Below are 21089 nucleotides of genomic sequence, written 5' to 3'. Positions count from 1 at the left end.
GGATGGCCTATTTCATGATCATTTCGTAGGCCGTTTCTAACAATTCTTCTTTGTCGAGCAGACTCAATGAGAGGGGCAATTGGGCCAAACCTAGCAAGCGGCGCATGATTTCGACCCCCGTAAATTGATCAACCAATTGTGGGTTTTTTACCACGCCGTAGGCTTGATACACTTTACGAATGGTGTCTTCGTCTTGTTTGGCCAACATCAGATGGGCAGTAAGTACACCCAAGTCAAATTCAGGACAGCCATAAAAACAAAACTCAGGGTCAATCACCTTCAGACCCGAATCGGTTTTTAGCCAACTACCTGGGTAAAAATCGCCGTGCAGCAAGCTGTGCCCGTCCGACAAATACACCTGACCCAACTCGGCCACTTTCTTTTTCAAAAATGGATCAATTTTGTACCCCATCGAAATCATCTGAAAACCCTCGTGAAGGGTATCAAGGTCGAATCCGTTGTTTTCTAAAAAGGGGAAATTAAAAATATGTTCGTGGTTCAGGACGCGCATGGCGCGGTTGGCAAACGTCCCGTCGAGGGCTTCTTTCCACGTTAGTTGGTGCAACATGGCCAAAAAATGCGCCAATGCTTCGGCCTCAACCATTGACAGTTTTTGTTGTGGTTGGTACAAAAACGTGTAGTCGCTCGACGTGCCCAAGTCTTCCAAAGCAAGAATATAATTGCTTTCATCCACCCCAATCAACGTAGGCATGAAGGTTTGAATGGAGGTAAATTCTTGAATTTTTTCGTAAAAATTGGCTTCCACGGTGGCTCGTTCGGCGGGAGCAGAAATTTGGGGATATTTTTCTACGTAAGGCCGAGCTTGTTTGAGAATCAAGGTTCGGTCGTGCGTGCGAACCCTCAGCGTATAATTCATGTTACCTTCACCTGGAATTTCAAGGCTAAAAATAGGTTCATACGCTTTGAGCCATCCTTTTGCCTGTAGGTATTCTTGCAATGCTTGCGTTTGTGTGATGTCGAGGTGCATAAAGTACAAATTTGAATTTCCGAAGGTACGACTAAAACAATTGTGCCAGCGTTTTAGGTTTAGATTGAAAAAATAGTTTGCACCAATCCGCTTCTGTTTGCTTATTTGCGGGCTGTTTCGGTGCAAAAATAGCATTGCGTCAGAGACGCAGCGCCTTTTCTCCCCAAATGATAGTTTGGGGAGAGCAATAGAGCGATATACATTCTTAAATTGGATAATTAACATAAATGACCGCATCTCAATTCATTGCGCCCATCGTGGGCATTAGCGAACGACAAACCCAAAATACCATTCAACTGCTCGATGAAGGCGCTACTGTGCCTTTCATTGCGCGGTATCGGAAAGAAATGACAGGTCAGCTCGACGAGGTTCAAATTCTCGCCATTAAAGAACAGTACCAAAAATTTCAGGAGGTCGAAAAACGCCGCGAAGCCATTCTTAAAAGTATTGAAGAACAAGGTAAACTGACGCCCGAGCTACGCAAACTGCTCGAAAATACCTACCATCTTCAATCGTTGGAAGATATTTATTTGCCCTACAAACCCAAACGCAAGACGCGGGCTTCGATGGCCATTGAGAAAGGGTTAGAGCCATTGGCCCAAGTGATTTTTTCGGGCAAAGAAGGAAATCCTGAGCGTTTGGCTGAGAAATACCTCAACGAACAAGTGGAATCAGTCAATGATGCCCTACAAGGGGCGCGTGACATCATGGCCGAGTGGATTTCTGAAAACACCGAGGCACGAAACAAAATGCGTTTTGCATTTGAGCGTTCGGCCATTATTACTTCAAAAGTCAAAAAAGGGAAGCAAGAAGAAGGCGCTAAGTACCGCGATTACTTTGATTTTAGCGAACCGCTCAACAAAATTCCTTCGCACCGTTTGTTGGCCATTCGACGGGGAGAGGAAGAAGGGTTCTTAAATATTGATATTTCTCCCGACGAAGAACAAGCCATTGAATACCTTGATCGCTTGTTTGTCAAAGGGTTACCTGCGTGCAGAGACCAACAAGAACAAACTGTTTCGGACGCGTATAAGCGTTTGTTGAAGCCAAGTATTGAAACGGAATTTTCAAATTTATCAAAAGAAAAAGCGGATAAATACGCCATTCAAATATTTACCGAAAACCTACGCCAGTTGCTTTTGGCGTCGCCTCTAGGCCAAAAACGGGTATTGGCCATTGACCCAGGTTTTCGTACGGGTTGTAAAGTGGTATGCCTTGACTCTCAGGGTAATCTGTTGGCCGATGGCGTTATTTATCCTTTTGATAAACGTTTGGAAGCCGAAGCAACGATTCTTAATTTGGTGAAAAAACACCAGATTCAAGCCGTGGCCATTGGTAACGGGACGGCAGGGCGCGAAACGGAAGATTTTATAAAAAATGGCCCACTTGGACCCAACAGCGGCTTCAGCGGCGTAGCCATTTACATGGTTTCGGAGCAAGGGGCATCGATTTATTCGGCCTCAGAAGTAGCCCGCGACGAGTTCCCTGACAAAGACGTGACAGTGAGAGGCGCGATATCGATTGGCCGTCGCTTGATGGATCCTTTGGCAGAATTGGTTAAAATTGACCCTAAATCCATCGGGGTTGGGCAATACCAGCACGACGTTGAGCAAAACATGCTGAAAGGTGCGCTAGATGCCGTGGTTGAAAGTTGCGTAAACTCCGTGGGTGTCAACCTCAATACCGCCAGCAAACACCTTCTTCAATACGTGTCGGGATTGGGGCCTGCTTTGGCCAAAAACATTGTGGCGTATCGTGCTCAAAATGGGGATTTTAAGTCGCGCCAACAATTGCTTAAAGTGCCACGTTTGGGAGGAAAAGCCTTTGAGCAAGCCGCTGGTTTTTTACGGATTGAAAATGCGGAAAACCCGCTCGATAACAGCGCTGTTCACCCCGAAAGCTACCCTGTGGTCGAGAAAATGGCAAAAGATTTGGGAACCAACGTGGCCGAATTGATGCGCAAACCAGAGTTGCGTCGCCAAATTAATCCTCAAAAATACGTCAGTGCTTCCACTGGCTTGTTGACTTTGCAAGACATTGTGAAAGAACTCGAAAAACCCTCGCGTGACCCTCGGGAAACCATTGTGGCCTTTGAGTTTGACAGCCGCGTTCGTAAGCCCGAAGATTTGCACGAAGGAATGGTGCTGCCAGGTATCGTGACCAACATCACCGCTTTCGGGGCATTTGTTGATATTGGCGTCAAACAGGATGGCTTGGTACACGTTTCGCAAATGGCCAACCGTTTTATCAAAGATCCGAACGAAGTAGTAAAACTCCAACAGCACGTGACGGTAAAAGTGACGGAAGTCGATTTGTCACGCAAGCGAATTGCGTTGAGTATGAAGCTGTAAGGGTTTTACTCTTTATTGCTCCAGAGGAGCTAAATCTTCGTAGAAAAACAAATTAAATCCTCCCCCAAAACCCCACCGGGGCGGCCTTTACCTCTTTTTTTCTACTAGGATTTAGCCTCGCTGAGGCTATTTTTTTAATGCGTTTAACCTCAATGATTATTTATTCTAATGGAGGAAATTACAAAAATTGGTATTGATGTTTTTGGAGGTATGGAGAAGTGGGAGATTTGGTTACATACTCCAAACAATGCTTTAAAAGGATTAAAACCTGTTGAATTATTGGATGAGCCAAACGGCAAAAATTTGATAATCAAAGAACTTATACTCATAAATCATGGTATTTTGGTGTAATCGGTAAGGTTACGAAAAGCCTGTTGCAAATGCCGTTCGTCGTGAGCGATAATAAACTGAAAAACGTCGCCTAATTTGAGTCGAATCAGCCGAGTGATAGAAATTGGAATCCGAATTTTGTTGAGATTGACGGACTTGGCTTGTTTCACATACGACAACAATTCTTCCTGTTGTTGAATAAACCGCGCTACTGTTGCGTGCCCGTCTAGCTGAACCGCTGGAATATGTCCTTTAAATGCTTTAAATTTTTTCTTCCCCGTTGTAGGTTCCATCATTTTGGTAAAATAGCTCCCTAACCACGAACTTTGAAAGAACACAGTAGGGGTAGGAGAAGCCTGCGCCAAGCCTTGTTGTATCTGTGGTAAATAATAATCACCGTACGTATTGAGGTGCTCTAGGCACTGGGCAATGCTCCAACCTCCGTCGGCGGCTGGGCGAAGAAGGACTTCTTCTGGGAGGTTTTGTAGTGAATAAATGGTATCTTTTAAATGTTGCTCAATGCGGCTTTCGAGCTGCTGTATAAGTTGGTCTTGTATGATTTTAGCCATTGTTTTATTGGATTAACGCCTGCAAAAATCGGAGGTATTTTGCTGTGAAGAGTTGGTATTTACCAAGATTTTCTACACCCGAATTCGATTAATCAATTTGCTAAAATTAGTTGCGTCTATTCCCAAGTAATTGGCCAAATATTTATGAGGAACGAGCTGCAAAATGTGTGGACTTCTCCGTAGAAGTTGCAGAAATCGGTCTTCTGCACTGTACGTTTGAAGTTCAACGAGCCGTTCGAGTACCCCTGCTAAAGCATTTGTTACACCCAAGCGAATCAAAGTAGCGATGTCGGGTCGAGCGTCAATGAGAGGTTGTAAATCGGTGATGGAAGCCCGCAAAAAAACGGAGGGTGTCAGGGTTTCGTAATAATAACGGGAAGGGGTGTTGAGCATAAGTGCGTCGAGAACTCCCCCAAACGAAGGTGCATACGTAAAAACCAAGGTGGCTTCGCGGTTTTGATCGTCAAAATAAAAGACCCGTTGCACACCTTCCAACACAAAGTATAAATAACGTTCCCGTTCTCCTGCCACGGTCAAGGTTTCTTTTCGTTTGGCAGAAAAAGGCCGCCAAATGGCATTGAAAGCCTCCAAACTGTCATTTGAGAGTGGGTGAGTAGTATCTATTACGGTTTTTAGGGTGGCTAGCGCGGGGGTTAAATCAGGCATATCTTTGTTTAATTTTTCCAACACAAGATATGACCTTTTCTTAAAAAATAGTACCTTGCTGACCTACAAAGACCTATGATGAACAGTTTGACTTCTACTACTTCGCTGACGCGTGATGCGTACGTGCAAGATTGGCGTACTACTTATCACCGTTCATTAACAAGCTACGAACGAAAGCAATCCTCGTTTGTGTCGGGCTTATTGCCTGATTTGCCTACTAAATTTGATGCGTTTCAACTGCTAGATATTTTGCAGAAACGCCTAGGAACAGAGTTACTTGGCCGCGCGCTACAACCCACGGAAAGCATTGTTTCGCCACGGGCAAATGAGCCAGACAGTCAATGGCTTAAGACGTCCAACATGGTGGGTGTAAACGTCCGAACGATTGGGAGCTTTTGGAACGTGGTGGGGTATGCGCTTACCCTGCCGTCTTTCCACGATTCTATTCACCTACTTCCCATTTGGGAGCCTGGGGTGGTGGGGAGCCTGTACGGAAAAGTGAGTTGGAATATCAATGCTGAGTTTTTTAGCTGGCAGCTTCAACGTGCCGTACCGTGGCTGGATACGGTCGAGAAACAACTCAAAGTGGTGGTGAATTTGCTACACGCCATGGGCAAAACGGTTGGGTTGGATGTGATACCACACACTGACCGTTTTTCGGAAATTGTATTGACGCATCCTCGCTTGTTTGAGTGGGTGCAGCGAGATGGCGGTCGGCTTGTCAACCATTCAGAAAACGTGTGGGAGCAAGTAGAAGAGGCCATTTGGCAGCATCTCCACCATCACGGAACAGCCGATGGCTCGTGGTTGAACTTTGGGAAAGAAGTACTTTTTGACCCCACCATCCCTTTTTTACACGACAAAAAAAGGCAGGAAATACTGTTTGGTTTTGACCAGCAACAACGCTTACACCGCCGACTTGCGTTGATGCAAGCCTTGGTAAGTCGAGGGTTTGAAACCTTGCCCATGACCATGGCGCCGCCGTATAGGGGGTTACACATTAATCCTGAGGAGTTTGTCCTTGACGAACGCGGCACACCTTGGTACCAGTATGAATTTGACCATCCACAGGATATGTCGCGGGTATTTGGGCCGTTGACGCGCTACCGTTTTTATCATTCCAAAAACAATAACCAACAATGGGAGCTTGATTTTCAGCGTCCGCACATGGCCGCTTGGGACTATTTTACTCGCAAATATTTTGAATGCCAACAGCAATTCAACTTTGATTTTATGCGGGGAGACATGGCGCACGTCCAAATGCGGGCTGAGGGAGTGCCTGCCCAGCCCGATGATTTTTATGATCCGTTGCGAGCGGTAAAAGAGTACATTCAAAAACAGGGGGTAAAACACTTTGCTTTTTATGCCGAAACCTTCATTGCGCCACCTGATACGATGGGTTATGGGAATGAACTAGATCATTTAGAGGCGATTAAAGCCGATGCAACGCTAGGCGATTTGCAGTCGTCGATTGTGGGAGAGGCAACATTTATGGAGCGTTTTAGCCTATATGATCAACTGCTCCGTTCGCGGGCTTTTGCACCAAGTTTTACCATGATTACGGCTGATAAAGACGACCCTCGGTTTGATGAGTTTTACCGAACAGGAAACTTAGTTAGGTATTTTACGGGGTTATTTCTCACCGACATGCCGAGTTATTACAGCCTAGGTTTTGAGGTAAGAAATCTTCATCAACAACGGGGCAAAAATGAAGAATATACCAAACTCTACGTCTTTCAAATCCACGACGATGCCGAGACCGACAAAGTAACTCATGGGTCGTTTGAGTGGGGAGAAAACATCGAGCAGTTTAGCAAAATGCTGGAGTTGCGCCTTTTTGCGGAAACAATATGGCCGCAGATTGATGGAAAAAGGGTAAAATGGCTACTCGCTCCTGATGCAACGGCCGAAAAGAAGCTCATTGCGTGGACATTGGAGGAAGATGATTCTTACGTTTTTGTGGCGAATTTAGGCACGGAGCCAAGCCTAGAAATAGACGATTTGTCGCTGAAAGGGTACGAGTTGATTTATGCTACCACTGCGCAGATTTCGCCCTCACCAATTGCAGCTTGCAGTGGGCAAGTATATCGGAAGTAGCCTCGGTAGAGGCGCAACATTTGTAGGCAGTTTCCAGTGGGCAAGTGTATCGAAAGTAGCCTCGGTAGAGGCGCAACATTTGTAGGCAGTTTCCAGTGGGCAAGTGTATCGGAAGTAGCCTCGGTAGAGGCGCAACATTTGTAGGCAGTTTCCAGTGGGCAAGTATATCGGAAGTAGCCTCGGTAGAGGCGCAACATTTGTAGGCAGTTTCCAGTGGGCAAGTGTATCGGAAGTAGCCTCGGTAGAGGCGCAACCTTTGTAGGTTTTCAGTGGGCAAGTATATCGGATGTAGCCTCGGTAGAGGCCACATCTTATTAGGCAAATTTTTGTACCAAAATATCCGCAATCCGTTCCGCTGCTTTCCCATCCCAGAGCGGCGGAATGATGCCTTGTTTCGTTCGCCCTTCCAAAATTTCAACCACTTTTTCGTGAACCGTTTGGGGATTTAAGTCGGCGAGCAACTGATTCGTTCCAAGCTCGACCGTGACGGGGCGCTCGGTACTGTCTCGAAACGTCAGGCACGGTACTTGCAAATACGTGGTTTCTTCCTGAATCCCACCCGAATCAGTAACGACCAGTGCTGAATTTTCCATCAAATGAAGAAATTCCAAATACCCCTGCGGCTCGGTTAGTAGTATGCCTTCGATGCTAGCAAGTTGGTCATTCAACCCAAATTTCTCGATATTAGAACGAGTTCTTGGGTGAATCGGGAAAATGACTTTTTTGTATTTAACGGTATCGGCTACAATTTGCAAAATACTCGACAGTCCTTCGGCCGTATCGACGTTGGCAGGGCGGTGCATGGTCATTAGCACGTATTCGCCATGAGTAACCCCAAAATCAGCCAACACCCTAAGTTGTTGGGCTTTTTGGCGGTAATGCACCAAGGAGTCAATCATGCAATTTCCCACCATAAATACTTTTTCGTCGGGAACACCCTCACGTTTTAGGTTATCAATGCCTGCTTGTTCGGTCACAAAAAGTAAATCTGAAATACTATCCGTCAAAATTCGATTGATTTCTTCGGGCATTCGTCGGTCGCCGCTGCGCAGACCCGCTTCTACGTGCGCAATCGGCACGTGCATTTTACTGGCAACCAACGCGCAGGCAATGGTAGAAGTAACGTCCCCAACCACGAGCACCAAATCAGGCTGCTCTTCTTCCATTACTTTTTCAAACTCCAACATAATTTTGGCGGTTTGTTGGGCATGAGTACCGCCTCCAATACCCAAAAAATAATGAGGCTGAGGAAGTTCGAGTTGATTAAAAAACACGTCCGACATTTTGGCGTCGTAGTGTTGGCCAGTATGGACAATTTTAGACTCAATTTCGCTTCGTTTTTGAAAGGCTCGGTGCAGTGGCGCTACCTTCATAAAATTGGGGCGTGCCCCCACGATATTCACTATTTTCATTCTACAGTAAGATTCGGTCTGACTTCGGGGTAAAAGTACGTATTTCTATTGAGGCTTAAACGTCCACGTTCGGTCAGCGATGTTTTTGATTTTATTTTTGGTAAAATAAACGGGGAAAAAGCCGTCTCTGGCCCAAAGTTCAAATAAGTCGCGGTAATGTGGGTCGTCGGGGTTGCCCGATTGGCCTGGGTTGTTTATTCCCAAGGTTTTATCCCAGTCTTCGGTGTCCACCAATATCCGAAAAGAAGCGCCATGTTCCTGATTTAACTGGCCACCTGTATTGCCCACGGTTTCGCCATAGCCACCGCGAGGGAGCGGGCCAAGATTGATTTTTGCACGTTGTTCTTCGCTGACCAAATCACTCAGGGCGTGTTTGAGGGCGATGTGTTTGTTTTTGGGTTGGCCATATTGCCACTGATTCATGTCGTTACCAAGCCTTTTTTGGAGCGTTTCAATCGCTTTTTGAAAGGATTTACTTAAAAACTCATCCCTGCCTGCCACGGGGTTTGGACCAAATGCCGACGTTGGCGTCACCAACCAATCCACGATTCGTTTCATAGGCAAGGTTTTATAATACGGTCGAATGTTTTCGGGCACTATCAGTGTGTGCATGGCTAGTTTTAGCTGCGTTTCCCACTCGGCATAAATAGCGGCGGCGATAGAGGTAGGCGTAAGTTGATAATCCCACTGGGCCAGCCGTTGTTTAGCTTGTTCGGCTTCTTTTGAATCATCCGTTGAGTTTTTGAGGAGAAGCGGTACGAGCGTACGGGCTGAAATCGAAAGGTAATCGGTTTGTAGCGTAGCAAAATCTTGGAGGTTCATCCGTTTACCTGCATTGAGTACTTCTTCTATGCGGTGTGCCCGCACGGGGTTTGCCCACGTCCATCCGATGGCATTGCGGTACGGAAAATCGACAGGGGTTAAGTTGTTGTTGGCTGTCACCACATAGCCCTCCGATGGGTTGATTTTGTGGGGAAGCTGTACAATCGGCAGGTATCCTGCCCATTCGTAGCGGCCATCTCCAGCGACGGGGACCAGTCCTGTCCAATTTTTACGGATGGGAGAAATCCCAACGGCTTGCCAACCAATGTTGCCTTTTTGGTCCGCATAAATCATGTTTTCTCCTGGAATCCGACTGTAGGTACAGGCCGTACGAAATTCTTCCCACGTTTTTGCTTGGTTCATGCGTAAGCTGGCCAGATAGGGTGCGCATCCTTCTTCGCGCCAACCCGCCCTTACGGCATATAATTTATGGTTTTTGGTATCTTCAAACGTTACGGGGCCGTGGCGGGTGTATTTCAACGCAACTACTACGGGCGACTGGTTGGCTACTTTAATGGTATCTTGAATTATCTTCAAGGCTTCCCACTTCCCTTGGTATTTATACTGATTGGGGTTTTGTGGATTGGTTTCATACACGTACAAATCTTCGTTATCCGTTTCAAAGATAGTGAGCCCCCAAGCTGCGTGGTCGTTGTGGCCAATGGAAACGCCAGGAAGTGAAGGTTCCCCCGCGCCAATCACATTCCACCCTGGGGCGTTGAGATGAATCCAGTACCGAAGCCCTGGCACAGATTGCGCTCGGTGGGGGTCGTTGGCAAGCATCGGATAGCCACTTTGGGAGCGTTTTCCGTCGATTATCCAGTTGTTAGAACCTACTTGCAGCTTTTCTTCTTCGTACCAAGCGTCAAAATCGAAGGCTTGTCCCGTGCGCTTGTCTTCTTTGGTGAATTTCATCGGTGCTCGAAACGCCTCGTACATCTCTAAAATGGGTTGAAACAATTCTTCTCCCTTGATGACTTTATCAAGACTCAAATCGGGTTCTTGAGGGTTTTGTACGGGGTGAAACCATTGCAATTCTCGGAGTTTTTCTGCGCCGACAAGGTGTACAATTCGGGCATTGTTCAGCTCGTCTTTGACGTTGCTCAACAGCCCTTGGTGCCGACTGATAACGACTTCGGGCGTCCAGAAATCGGGTAAGGTATTTAATACTTTAAATTCAAAGGAAAGTTTTTCGGGATGCTGCCGCATTTCGCCCACATAGGCGTTAATTCCTTCCACAAATGCCTTGATAATCTGCGCACTACGGGGGTGGTAGTGGTTTAATTCGGCCGTTAAATTTCCCCGAAACTTGAACAAACGAGTGCCAATGTCTCGTTTTAATTCCTTTTCGCCCAGCAGTTCGGCCACCGTACCTGTAGCTTGTCGCCGCCAGATTTCAAGCTGAAAAAGACGGTCGGACGCGGCTACGTAGCCCTGTGCCATGAACAAATCATGCTCATTTTGGGCATAAATATGCGAAATTCCCCAACGGTCACGAATGACTTCGACGGGTTGCTTAAACCCTTTGACGGACAGTTCTTGGGCAGAAAGGGCGAAACTTAGCCCAGAAATGAGGCTAAACGAGAAAAGTATAAAACGTTTCACAAGGATAGAGAAGGTTAGGAGTAAGTTGACGGTTAAGATTGAAAATGAAATTTAACAATAAAATAACATACTACAAGTAGTCTTTTTTTACCATTGTGCAGTATTAGGATTAGGTGAGTTATTGGCAAAAATTTCAAGAAGAGCTACCTAATAAAGTGCATTTCTTGAATAACTTCAATTACGCCTTATTTTAGTGAAAAATATACCGTAAGTATGTTTTTATTTTAATAGAAGATTGAGATCAGAGGATAAGACGGAAAGGGTTATGGTTTAATTTACCTATACTGTCGCCATTGGCTTTTTTTGGAAAAAATAGCTTTGCGACTTATTAGAGTTAATATTTTGATAATGGTTTTGGCTTTTGTGTGTAGAATGCCTAAACTAATTTTGCGCCACTTTTGCTCATGAATGTAAAAGAAATAGTATATTGGCAACCTCATCATTTTAAAATAAATCATTCACAAACTAACTTAACTAACGTACAACAAACCACCGTTTCGTTTCTACAGACTACTTTCATTGATCAGTTTACATTCATAAAACTGATTTTACAAGCTTTGTTTCGCCCTACTTTGCCACCGTTTAATACGTGTGGAACACTAGTTTTTTGTTTTTTAATTTCCCAAATCACAATGAAAAGCAAATGAGAAAAACATTACTTTCCCACATTTCGCTGAGAGATAGGAGTCGATTTTTTTTATTGACGGGTTCTATGCTTTCGCTTTCTGTTCTAACCAGTTCAACTATGATGGGGGCTTATGCTGCCACCCCTCCCTCGCACAAAGTGGGGACTCAGAAAGCAGCACAAGACATTACTGGAACCATCACAGACGAAAACGGCGAACCACTTCCTGGAGTGAACGTCGTAGAAAAAGGTACTACCAACGGTACGCTTACCGATGCCGCTGGAAAGTTTAAACTTTCTGTTAAAAGTGATAAAGCCGTCCTTTCTATCTCTTTTATTGGGTACGCTTCGCAAGAAATTGTGGTAGGTACTCAAACTTCACTTTCGATTAAAATGACCACCGATACCAAAATTTTGAACGAGGTGGTGGTAACGGCTTTGGGAGTAAAACGTGAAGAAAAATCGCTGGGTTATGCCGTTCAAAAAGTGGCAGGGCCTGCCGTGCAAACGGTAAAAGGGGTAAGCGTAGGTACTTCACTTACGGGTAGAGTAGCTGGTTTGTGGGTACGAAACAGTACCGAATTTAACCAGATGCCCGTCATCAATTTGCGGGGTGAGACACCATTGATAGTAATTGATGGTGTACCTTATAATAATATCTCCCTTAATAACATTGCCCAAGATGACATCGAAAGTATCGACGTCTTGAAAGGGCCAACTGCTTCGGCCTTGTACGGTTCACGCGGGGGGAGTGGAGCCATCATTGTAACTACTAAAAAAGGTAGCGCCAATAAAGGCTTGACGGTGACAGTAAACACCAACAATATGTTTAACGCAGGGTTCTTGATGCTCCCTGAAGTGCAGCATTCATACAGCGCGGGTATTGGGGGGGTGTATGACCCTACCGATTATATATGGGGACAAAAATTGGATGCTGGTATCATGGCCAATCAATGGAACCCCTTTACTAAGCAAATGGAAATGCGTGAGCTTGTGTCGAGTGGTAAAGATAACTTCAAGGATTTCTTAGTGCCAGGTTTGATTACCAACAACAGCGTGAGCGTGGCACAAACGGGTGAAAATGGAAGTTTCCGCGCCTCATTGACGCACATTTACAACAAAGGACAATATCCAAACTTGAAATCGAACAACTACAACTTTACGTTGAGTGGTGAAATGAAAGTGGGAGATCGCTTCAAGTTGTCGAGCCAAATGGGTTACAACAAACGTGACGCTCCGCAGATTATGGGTGCGGGTTACAGTGACCAAGGGTATATGTACAACATCTTGATTTGGATGGGGCCTGAGTATCGTTTGGCCGATTACAAAGATAACTACTGGTTGATTCCTGACGTTCAGCAAAACTGGCATTACAAGGCTTGGTACGACAACCCGTATTTAATGGCCAACGAAAAAGTATGGGGGGTATATGAAAACCGTTTGAATGCCAACCTTACGGCAACTTATAAATTGTTTGACGGAGCTAACTTGATTATTCGTCCAGGTTTTGATTTGTATAACAACGACGAAACCAAACGTAACCCACCAAACATTCTCTCAAACCGTGGTTGGGATACGCCAGGATTGTATTCGATTAACAAAAGTACGGGTTATAGTTTCAACGGAGACGCCTTGTTGACCTACAATAAAAACTTTGGCGAATTTAACGTTGATGGATTGTTAGGTGCGGCTATTTATAAAATGGACAACAACAGTTTGTATAGCTCAACACGTAGTGGTATTTTGATTCCAGGCTATTATTCGCTGAATAACTCGGTTGAACGCCCTAACGTTTCTGTTGGATATACGGCCCTTGGATTTCCTGATGTCAGCAAAGGAACTCGTGCTAAACAAGTAAACAGTGCCTACGCGAAGCTAACGCTTTCGTATAAAAACATGCTCTTCTTGGATGCAACGGGTCGTAATGACTGGAGCTCAACCATGCCTAAAAACTCACGCTCGTACTTCTACCCATCTGTGGGTGGTAGTTTCGTCATCAGTGAAGTGTTGGGGACAATGCCTTCGTGGTTAGATTTCTGGAAATTGCGTGGTTCGTGGACTTTGTCGAAGTCAGATTTAGATATTTATGCCACTAACCAAACTTATGGAACGACAATTGGAGCTTGGAATACCTTTAACTCAGCTTCTTATCCAACCACGATTCGTAACGCCGAAAACATCCTTCCTGAAACAAACCGTACGTGGGAAATCGGAACGGCGGCGTATTTCTTGAAAAAACGTTTGAAATTAGACGTAGCGTATTTCAATAAATATACTTACAACCGTCAAACACAAGCCAACGTTTCTTCTGCTTCTGGTTTCTATACTACCCTTATCAACTGGGACGAAACCATCGTACGTAGAGGTTTGGAAGTGAGCTTGGATGCAACCATCCTCAAAAACAAAGATTGGCAGTGGGATGCGGTAGCTAACTACTCGTACAACCACCGTTATTTTAAGGACATCGCAGCCAACTCTGCTAAAAATGCGTGGACAGTAGCTGGTGGACGTATGGATGTTTACACGGATCGTGTTTGGTTGACAGATCCAGCTTCGGGTAGCCTTATTCACCGTGCCAATGGTTTGCCATTGTTGAGCGATGTTAGCTATTTGCGTGGTTATACTGATCCAAAATTCTTGTGGGGCTTTGCCAATACCATCAAGTACAAACAATTTAACTTGATGGTGAACTTCGACGGCCGTGTAGGTGGAGTATTGAATAACTATACTGCGTTCAAAATGTGGGATACGGGTGCTCACCCAGATTCGGACAACCAATGGAGATACGACGAAGTGGTTAACAAAAACAAGTCTTTCAACGGACAAGGTGTGGTTGTGAAGTCAGGCGCTGTCACGTTTGATAGTTTCGGTAACATCACCAGCGATACCCGCGTGTTTGCACCAAACGAAGCAAAGGTATCGTACCAAGACTATGCGCGCTCATACGGAGACGGAACGCGTGGTATCACCAATGCAACTTTCTTGAAATTAAGAGAGGTGTCAATCGGGTACAACCTTCCATCAAACGTAGCTAAGTTGCTCGGAGCGCGTTCGGGTTCAATCTCATTGACGGGACAAAACGTGTGGATGTGGACAAAAGCGTTCCGTTTTGCTGACCCAGACAAAGCAGACGATACGCAGTTGACGTCGCCATCGGTACGTTATATGGGTGGTAACATCACGCTGACGTTCTAAGAATCAATTGCATCACATTAAAAAGAATTAGGTATGAAATTTACATTGAAAAAATACTTTTTAATCGCGGTGGCGGGTCTTTCAATGAGCAGTTGCTCAAACTTTGATGAGATCAATACCAACCCTAACGCAGCGACCAAAGCGTCGGCGCCTATGCTGGCCACTACGCTTATCTTGGATGTAACGAGAAACTCACTCGGAAGTATCTCATCCATGATGAACGGTAAATCCATCATCCGTATGGAATTTCCCGAAAACGCCCAGTACAATTACCTTGGGAGAGCAAGTTTTGACGGCCTTGCGGTGTTGAACAACGTCGATAAGATGATTGAACTTTCACCTGCGGGCGCTTACAAAAACTCTTACACGGCTCTTGGTAAATTTGTAAAAGCGAGCAAGTTCTTCTGGTTGTCGATGCAGTTGGGAGATATTCCTTACGCTGAGGCGTTGTTGGGCGAAAAAGGGACGTTGAACCCCAAATATTCGACCCAAAAAGAAGTAATGGTAGGCGTATTGAACGAATTGGAAGAAGCCGACAAATTATTTGCTGCTGGTATTAAATTCGACGGTGACCCTATCTACGGCGGAGACATTACCAAATGGAGAAAGTTGGTCAATACTTTTGAACTTCAAGTATTGTTGCATTTGTACCGCAAAACAAGCGATGCTGATTTGAAAGTAAAAGAGCGCTTTAACACCATCGTTACGACCAAGCCTATTTTTGAAAGCAATGCTGACAACTTCCAAGTAACTTATTCGGACTTGGCTGGGCAACGTTATCCATTCTACAAACTGGGCAATACGACGCGCTTATATACCATGATGACAACCGTGGTAGTAGATAAACTTAAAGCTTTGGAGGATTATCGCTTGTTCTACTACGCCGATCCTTCGCCAGTTAAAATCTCGAAAGGGGCGGCGATTGATAGCTGGGATTCGTACTTAGGTTTTGACCCTTCAATGGTGTATGCCGAATTGACAACCATTTTTGGAGGTAAGGATTATTCAAACGTAAATAGCCGCTACTTAGAATTACCAAACGCAGAACCTGTGTATGTTTTGAGCTACGCTATGGCTAAGTTTATGTTGGCCGAAGGCGCACTTCGTGGCTGGATTTCTAGCTCAGCAAGCACACACTATACGGATGGTATCAAGGCAAGTATGAAGTTTACAGCTGGATTTACGCCTGACAACGAGCTATTCCACCACAAGCGTAAAATGACCGATGCGTACATTGATGCGTACGTAGCTTCTGATAAAGTGAAGTTGAAAACGACGGCGAGCGAGGCGGTTCAGTTGGAACAAATCATCACGCAGCGTTATTTGAGCACATTTATGCTCCACGCACCGTTTGATGCGTTTTATGAAAACCGTCGTACTGGTTTCCCTGTGTTTCCGTTGAACCCTAAGTCAAACTTAAACGTTCCTGCCGACAAGTTTCCTGTTCGTTGGATTTACCCACAAAAGGAGCTTGATTACAATACAGCAAACGTAAACAGCGCGATTCAGTCGCAGTATGCTGGAAATGACGATTACAACAAAACCATGTGGATTCTTCAATAAATAAGTAAGGTTTCCAAGAGTGTAGAAGACCCGTGCGCTGTTTGCACGGGTCTTTTTTTTGAAAATGGGTCACTAGGTAGTATCTTTCCCATTGCAGCCCAAAACGCCTTCAAAAATGACAAATACCGAAAAATTACAACACGCGCTTCAGCAGTTTGCAGGTCTCACTGCCGATGAATTTGAGCTATCTACTCCCTATTGGAAATTTAAAACATACCAAAAAGTCACTTCATAGCGGGTGAAAAAGGCTGGGAAGAGGTGGCTGGCTATGTGTTAAATTGGATAAAAAAAGTAGCGTAATGCTCAGGGATGGGCGGGTTTGATGCCGTAGCTCCGCAATTCGTCCCGCACTTTTTTTGCCCATTCGACTTGCTGAGGTTTGTTGATGCCGTGGGCCGTCTCCTCGTCGTATCGCTGCTGAAGTTCGGTGTGTTTTCGGTAATATTCGATGTACTGGTACTGGATTTCGCTGCTGAAATCTTCTGAGGAAATGGCCATCGTTTTTAAATGGCGTCGGAATCGTTCCGAAATCAGGCGGGTAATGTCAAAATGAAGTTGTTCGTGGTCAAGCACATAGTCGTTTTTTGAGTCTTGTCTCACCCACGAAATCGTTTTGTCCATCCAAACTTTGGTCTTCACCCGTAGCTCTAGCACCCGATTGCTAACGGAAGACCTAGCTTCAAAACCAAAACTGGTAAAAATTTGGGCTGCCCATCGGCTTAATACGCTGGGGGCGCCCAAAAAATCTTTCCACACCAAGGGGCGTTCAGAATGATAATACAGGGTGTCGCCATCGGAAATTGGTAAATCATCTTCAAAAATCAGCTTCACCTCTCGCACAAATACATCGGATGTTTTTATACCTTTTGAAAACCAACTATTGAAGCCTTTGAGTTGATTTTCAATGAGTTTTCTTAGCATAGACTCGATAACCTCTTCGGGCGTAATTCCCGAGCGAGTATAGGTACTTGCCGCGCTGGCACCTGTTAGCGCTACCCGCTTGCCCTCTCGATACGTTTCAAAATTGAGTCCCAATTTGATTTCACCATTGACGCGGTTGGCAGGTGTAAGGGTTTCGCTAATGCGGAGTTCTTTGATAACGACAATGATTGGCACCAAGGTGTCAGTTTTGGTTGGATTGAAGGTACGGTTCAGGAAGTTTTCAATGGCTTTGGTCGTCCCTCCTTGCAGTACGGCCGTTATGGGTTGCGGACGACTCCAAATTTTACCAACGTTGGCCGTGACGGCTCGCTCGTCAACCACTTCGGCAATATAATAACCGTTGGGTCTGACACTCAATCGTTCGGGTTTAAGGGCAATCGTTTGAACTTGTGCTAAAATCGCGTATGGAAATAGAAGCCACAAGAAAAGACTGCGCTTAATTCCCCTTAAAACATGCTTCATACCTCTTCTTTTTGTTACTTTTGCAGATTCTCGCTGGTTCAATCACGGTATTTTATTCAAACTTTATGGCTTTACAGGAACGTCCCGCATTTGACGATATTTTTATGGAATTAGCCCAAAATTTAGCACGGCGCTCGCATTGTATTAAAGCGCAAGTGGGGGCTGTCCTTACCAAAGATACACGGATTATTTCGATTGGATACAACGGCCCACCGTCAGGAACGCACAACTGCGACGAAGAGTTTCCTGAAACAGGCTGCCCGCGTGATTCAAAAGGGAGCTGCTCGTTGGCCTTGCACGCCGAGCAAAATGCGATTTTATATGCCGTCAAAAATGGTGCTAACCTCGAAGGAACAACCCTGTATGTGACGCTTTCGCCTTGTATTGCTTGTGCGCGGGTGATTTATACCATGAAAATCAAACGGGTTATCTATTTGGATTCTTATGCGGCTTACAAGGGAATCGGGATTGACGAAGGTGTGGAGTTTTTGCGGAAGTTTGGGGTGCAAGTCGAACGACATCATTCGGCCGTAAGTGCTTAACAAAACACCATGAACTATCTCGCACATTTTTATCTGTCATTTGGTCAAAAACCGCTGGTTGTAGGCAATCTACTGGGCGATTTTGTGCGAGGCCGCCTCGATCATCCTCGAAATGCCCACTACCCAACGCCCATCAAACAAGGAATTCTTCTTCATCGACACATAGATTCTTTTACGGACGCTCACCCTGTGGGATTGGCTTGCCGCCAAGCATTTCCCCCCGCCTTTGGGAAGTATCGCGGTGTGGTGATGGACATGTACTTTGATTATTTTCTGGCCAAACATTTTAGCGAATATCACGCCCAACCTTTGCCTGACTTTGTGGCAGAGGTATATCAAACCCTGGAAATGAATCGGTCAATTTTGCCCGCTGATGCAGTGCCACTGGTCGATTCGATGATTAAATATGACTGGCTGTACCACTACCAGTTTATTGAAGGAATGAATCGTTCGTTTCGGGGCATGGCGCATCGATTTGCTTTTTTAAAAGGCATTGAGCACGCTGGAGAGGAGTTGTTGCTAAGAGAACCGCTTTATGAAAGCTACTTTCGTTCGTTTTTTCCTGATTTAGTGAGTAGTTGTGAAGATTTTCTTATTTAGAAACTTGTATAGTTGAACCATTTGCTATTTGGAATGAAACGTCTTTTAGTGATGGGGCTATTGCCCCTTGTTTGTTTTTCACAGAAAACACCTGTGGATTATGTCAACCCTTTGATTGGATCGGCGCCCTCTACCACCGAAAGCGCGCGCCGTCACAGTGAAGGAGCGAGTGAGCTACGTGGACAAATTGCCCCTGCGATTGGCCATCCACATGGTATGACAACGTGGACCCCACAAACCCGCGCGACCGAAACTAAGTGCATTGCTCCTTATTATTACAACGACCCCAAAATCAACGGTTTTCGGGCTACCCACTGGCTCAACGGAAGCTGCGTGCAAGACTATGGTAGTCTTACGCTAATGCCGATTTCGGGTAAACTTAGAATCACGCCTGCGGATCGTGCCGCTTCGTACTCGCACCAGCAAGAAATGGTGTCGCCGTCTTATTATTCGGTTGAATTAACCGACGCGCACATCAAAGCGGAATTATCAGCGACGAAGCGTTCGGGGCTGTTGAGGTTTACATTTCAGGACAAATCACCTGCTTATTTGTTGATTGAACCAAACAGCGACGAAGGCGAAGGCTACGTCGAAATCGTACCCGACCGCAACGAACTGGTGGTGTATAACCCAGTTCATCGTATTTACCAAGGCAGTGGACAATCGGCAGGATTTAGCGGATATTACGTTATTCAGTTTGAAAAACCATTCAAAAACTACGGAACGTGGGAAGGGGGAGAAATCCAACCCCGCAGCCAAAAAGTAAAAGGTACTGGAAATCGGGTATCGGTGGGGGCTTATGTAGAAATTGACATAACAACCAACCCCGTGATCAATGTTCGGGTGGGTTCCTCCTTTACGGATGCGGCAGGAGCGCGTACCAACCTCGCAAACGAGCTTTCGCATTGGGAACTGGAGAAGGTCAAAGCCCAAGCTGCCGAAGCATGGAACAAAGAACTGGGGCGCGTAGCCATCAAAGGCAGCGACCAGACAAAAACGTTGTTTTATACGGCATTGTATCATACCAAACATACACCTCGGCTTTTTTCGGACGTCGATGGGCGTTATCCAGGCTTTGCTGATGATGCCGAAATCCATACAACAAACGGGTTTGACTACTATTGTGACTTTAGTCTTTGGGATACATTTCGGGCAGGAATGCCGCTCCATACGTTGTTAGAACCCCAGCGTTCGTCGCATTTTATGCAGTCGCTGGTCACCAAAGCCGAACAAGGTGGATGGATGCCGATATTTCCGTGTTGGAATCATTTTACGGCAGCCATGATTGGCGATCACGTCGCGTCGGCCATGGCAGATGCCTATGCCAAAGGTATTCGGGGTTTCGATGTCGAAAAGGGCTATCATTATTTGCACCAAAATGCTTTTACACCCAATGCCGACCCCAAAAGCTACGAAGCAGGCAAAGGACGTAGGGCGTTGTTGAGCTATTTGAAATACAACTACATTCCGCTCGAAGACTCCGTTTGGCAAGCGTTTCACAAGCGCGAACAAACCTCGCGTACGCTTGAGTATGCCTACGATGATTTTTGTCTTAGTACGTTGGCAAAAGCGTTGGGCAAAACGGCAGATTATGAGGTACTTCGCCGCCGAGCATTGAATTATAAAAACGTTATTGATCCTTCAACGGGCTGGGCAAGAGGACGTTATGCCAATGGGCAATGGAGCAAAAATTTTGACCCTTTTGCCACGAGGGTGCCGTTTATCACGGAGGGTTCTCCCGCCCAATACACGTGGTTTGTGCCCCACGACGTCCAGGGGTTGATGGCACAAGTAGGTGGTCGTGAGCGTTTTATCGCAAAATTAGACACCATGTTTGAACAAGGAAAATATTGGCATGGAAATGAGCCAGGCAACCATACGGTTTATCTGTATGCTTACGGCGGAGAACCTTGGAAAACCCAAAAATGGGTGCGGCAGCTGGTAGAAGAGGAGTACTCGACGGATGCGGGCGGTTTGAGCGGCAACGAAGACGGCGGGCAGATGTCGGCTTGGTTGGTCTTTAGCATGGTTGGATTTTATCCTGTTTGTCCAGGAAAGCCATATTACGTATTGGGAAGCCCCAGTGTTGAAGAGGCAAAGTTACAGTTACCCAACGGAAAAACATTTCAAATAGTAGCCAAGAAACAAAGCCCTAAAAATAGGTATATTCGGTCGGCGGTGTTGAATGGAAAACCTTTGAAAACAGCGTTTTTAACCCACGAACAAATTCAAAACGGAGGCACCTTAGTACTAGAAATGAGCGAAAGTCCAAATCCCAAATGGGGGAAAGAGGTCGATAAGTTGTCTTCATATTAAAAAA

Annotated in this window: 14 protein-coding genes; 8 read left to right on the top strand and 6 right to left on the bottom strand. The window is 45.6% G+C overall.

What is annotated here, in order from left to right; all coding sequences use genetic code 11:
- Positions 1-7 precede the first annotated feature (7 nt).
- A complete protein-coding gene (locus AC23P2_RS21650) occupies positions 8-988 on the bottom strand; it encodes a phosphotransferase (protein ID WP_487775137.1) in 981 nt (326 codons plus the stop codon).
- A 227-nt stretch (positions 989-1215) separates the two neighbouring features.
- Between AC23P2_RS21650 and AC23P2_RS21645 the strand changes: the two genes are divergently transcribed.
- Together AC23P2_RS21645 and AC23P2_RS21640 are read left to right on the top strand one after the other, a co-directional pair.
- Positions 1216-3339, top strand: a complete 2124-nt coding sequence (locus tag AC23P2_RS21645; RefSeq protein WP_487775136.1) for a Tex family protein — start codon at positions 1216-1218, stop codon at positions 3337-3339.
- Positions 3340-3507: 168 nt separating this feature from the next.
- Positions 3508-3690: an antitoxin Xre/MbcA/ParS toxin-binding domain-containing protein gene (locus tag AC23P2_RS21640; RefSeq protein WP_487775135.1), complete on the top strand. Its 183-nt coding sequence runs from the start codon at positions 3508-3510 to the stop codon at positions 3688-3690.
- On the opposite strand, the gene AC23P2_RS21635 is transcribed toward AC23P2_RS21640, so the two are convergent.
- Together AC23P2_RS21635 and AC23P2_RS21630 are read right to left on the bottom strand one after the other, a co-directional pair.
- Positions 3672-4238: a DinB family protein gene (locus AC23P2_RS21635; RefSeq protein ID WP_487775134.1), complete on the bottom strand. Its 567-nt coding sequence runs from the start codon at positions 4236-4238 to the stop codon at positions 3672-3674. The two genes, AC23P2_RS21640 and AC23P2_RS21635, sit on opposite strands and share 19 nt — an antisense overlap.
- Positions 4239-4310: 72 nt before the next feature.
- The gene (locus AC23P2_RS21630; protein ID WP_487775133.1) at positions 4311-4904 is read right to left on the bottom strand and encodes a Crp/Fnr family transcriptional regulator; all 594 of its coding nucleotides are present in this window, start codon (positions 4902-4904) and stop codon (positions 4311-4313) included.
- Between the two features lie 75 nt (positions 4905-4979).
- Between AC23P2_RS21630 and AC23P2_RS21625 the strand changes: the two genes are divergently transcribed.
- On the top strand, positions 4980-7001 hold the full coding sequence (locus AC23P2_RS21625; RefSeq protein ID WP_487775132.1) for a hypothetical protein: 2022 nt from the start codon (positions 4980-4982) through the stop codon (positions 6999-7001).
- 314 nt (positions 7002-7315) lie between these two features.
- Here the strand turns inward: AC23P2_RS21625 and wecB are convergent, their stop codons facing one another.
- Together wecB and AC23P2_RS21615 are read right to left on the bottom strand one after the other, a co-directional pair.
- Positions 7316-8413: a non-hydrolyzing UDP-N-acetylglucosamine 2-epimerase gene (gene wecB, locus AC23P2_RS21620; protein ID WP_487775131.1), complete on the bottom strand. Its 1098-nt coding sequence runs from the start codon at positions 8411-8413 to the stop codon at positions 7316-7318.
- Between the two features lie 45 nt (positions 8414-8458).
- Positions 8459-10840: a penicillin acylase family protein gene (locus AC23P2_RS21615; protein WP_487775130.1), complete on the bottom strand. Its 2382-nt coding sequence runs from the start codon at positions 10838-10840 to the stop codon at positions 8459-8461.
- A gap of 643 nt (positions 10841-11483) precedes the next feature.
- Here AC23P2_RS21615 and AC23P2_RS21610 point away from each other — a divergent pair.
- Both AC23P2_RS21610 and AC23P2_RS21605 read left to right on the top strand, forming a co-directional pair.
- Positions 11484-14660 (top strand): SusC/RagA family TonB-linked outer membrane protein, encoded by a 3177-nt coding sequence (locus AC23P2_RS21610; protein WP_487775129.1) that lies wholly within the window; start codon positions 11484-11486, stop codon positions 14658-14660.
- Positions 14661-14693: 33 nt separating this feature from the next.
- Positions 14694-16223 (top strand): SusD/RagB family nutrient-binding outer membrane lipoprotein, encoded by a 1530-nt coding sequence (locus tag AC23P2_RS21605; protein WP_487775128.1) that lies wholly within the window; start codon positions 14694-14696, stop codon positions 16221-16223.
- 303 nt (positions 16224-16526) lie between these two features.
- Here the strand turns inward: AC23P2_RS21605 and AC23P2_RS21600 are convergent, their stop codons facing one another.
- Positions 16527-17627 carry a DUF922 domain-containing protein gene (locus tag AC23P2_RS21600; protein ID WP_487775127.1) on the bottom strand — a complete coding sequence of 367 codons (1101 nt, stop codon included), beginning with the start codon at positions 17625-17627 and terminating at the stop codon, positions 16527-16529.
- A 65-nt stretch (positions 17628-17692) separates the two neighbouring features.
- Between AC23P2_RS21600 and AC23P2_RS21595 the strand changes: the two genes are divergently transcribed.
- From AC23P2_RS21595 to AC23P2_RS21585, 3 genes are read left to right on the top strand one after another with little or no spacing between them, the layout of a single operon-like run.
- Positions 17693-18169, top strand: a complete 477-nt coding sequence (locus AC23P2_RS21595) for a deoxycytidylate deaminase (protein ID WP_487775126.1) — start codon at positions 17693-17695, stop codon at positions 18167-18169.
- Between the two features lie 9 nt (positions 18170-18178).
- Positions 18179-18769: an acyl carrier protein phosphodiesterase gene (locus AC23P2_RS21590; RefSeq protein ID WP_487775125.1), complete on the top strand. Its 591-nt coding sequence runs from the start codon at positions 18179-18181 to the stop codon at positions 18767-18769.
- Positions 18770-18802: 33 nt separating this feature from the next.
- On the top strand, positions 18803-21085 hold the full coding sequence (locus AC23P2_RS21585; protein ID WP_487775124.1) for a GH92 family glycosyl hydrolase: 2283 nt from the start codon (positions 18803-18805) through the stop codon (positions 21083-21085).
- Positions 21086-21089: the final 4 nt, after the last annotated feature.

Source organism: Runella sp. R0.1_18 (assembly GCF_057652155.1).
The sequence above is the reverse complement of the archived record's forward strand: the minus strand, read 5'-3'. Positions and strand labels throughout refer to the sequence as shown.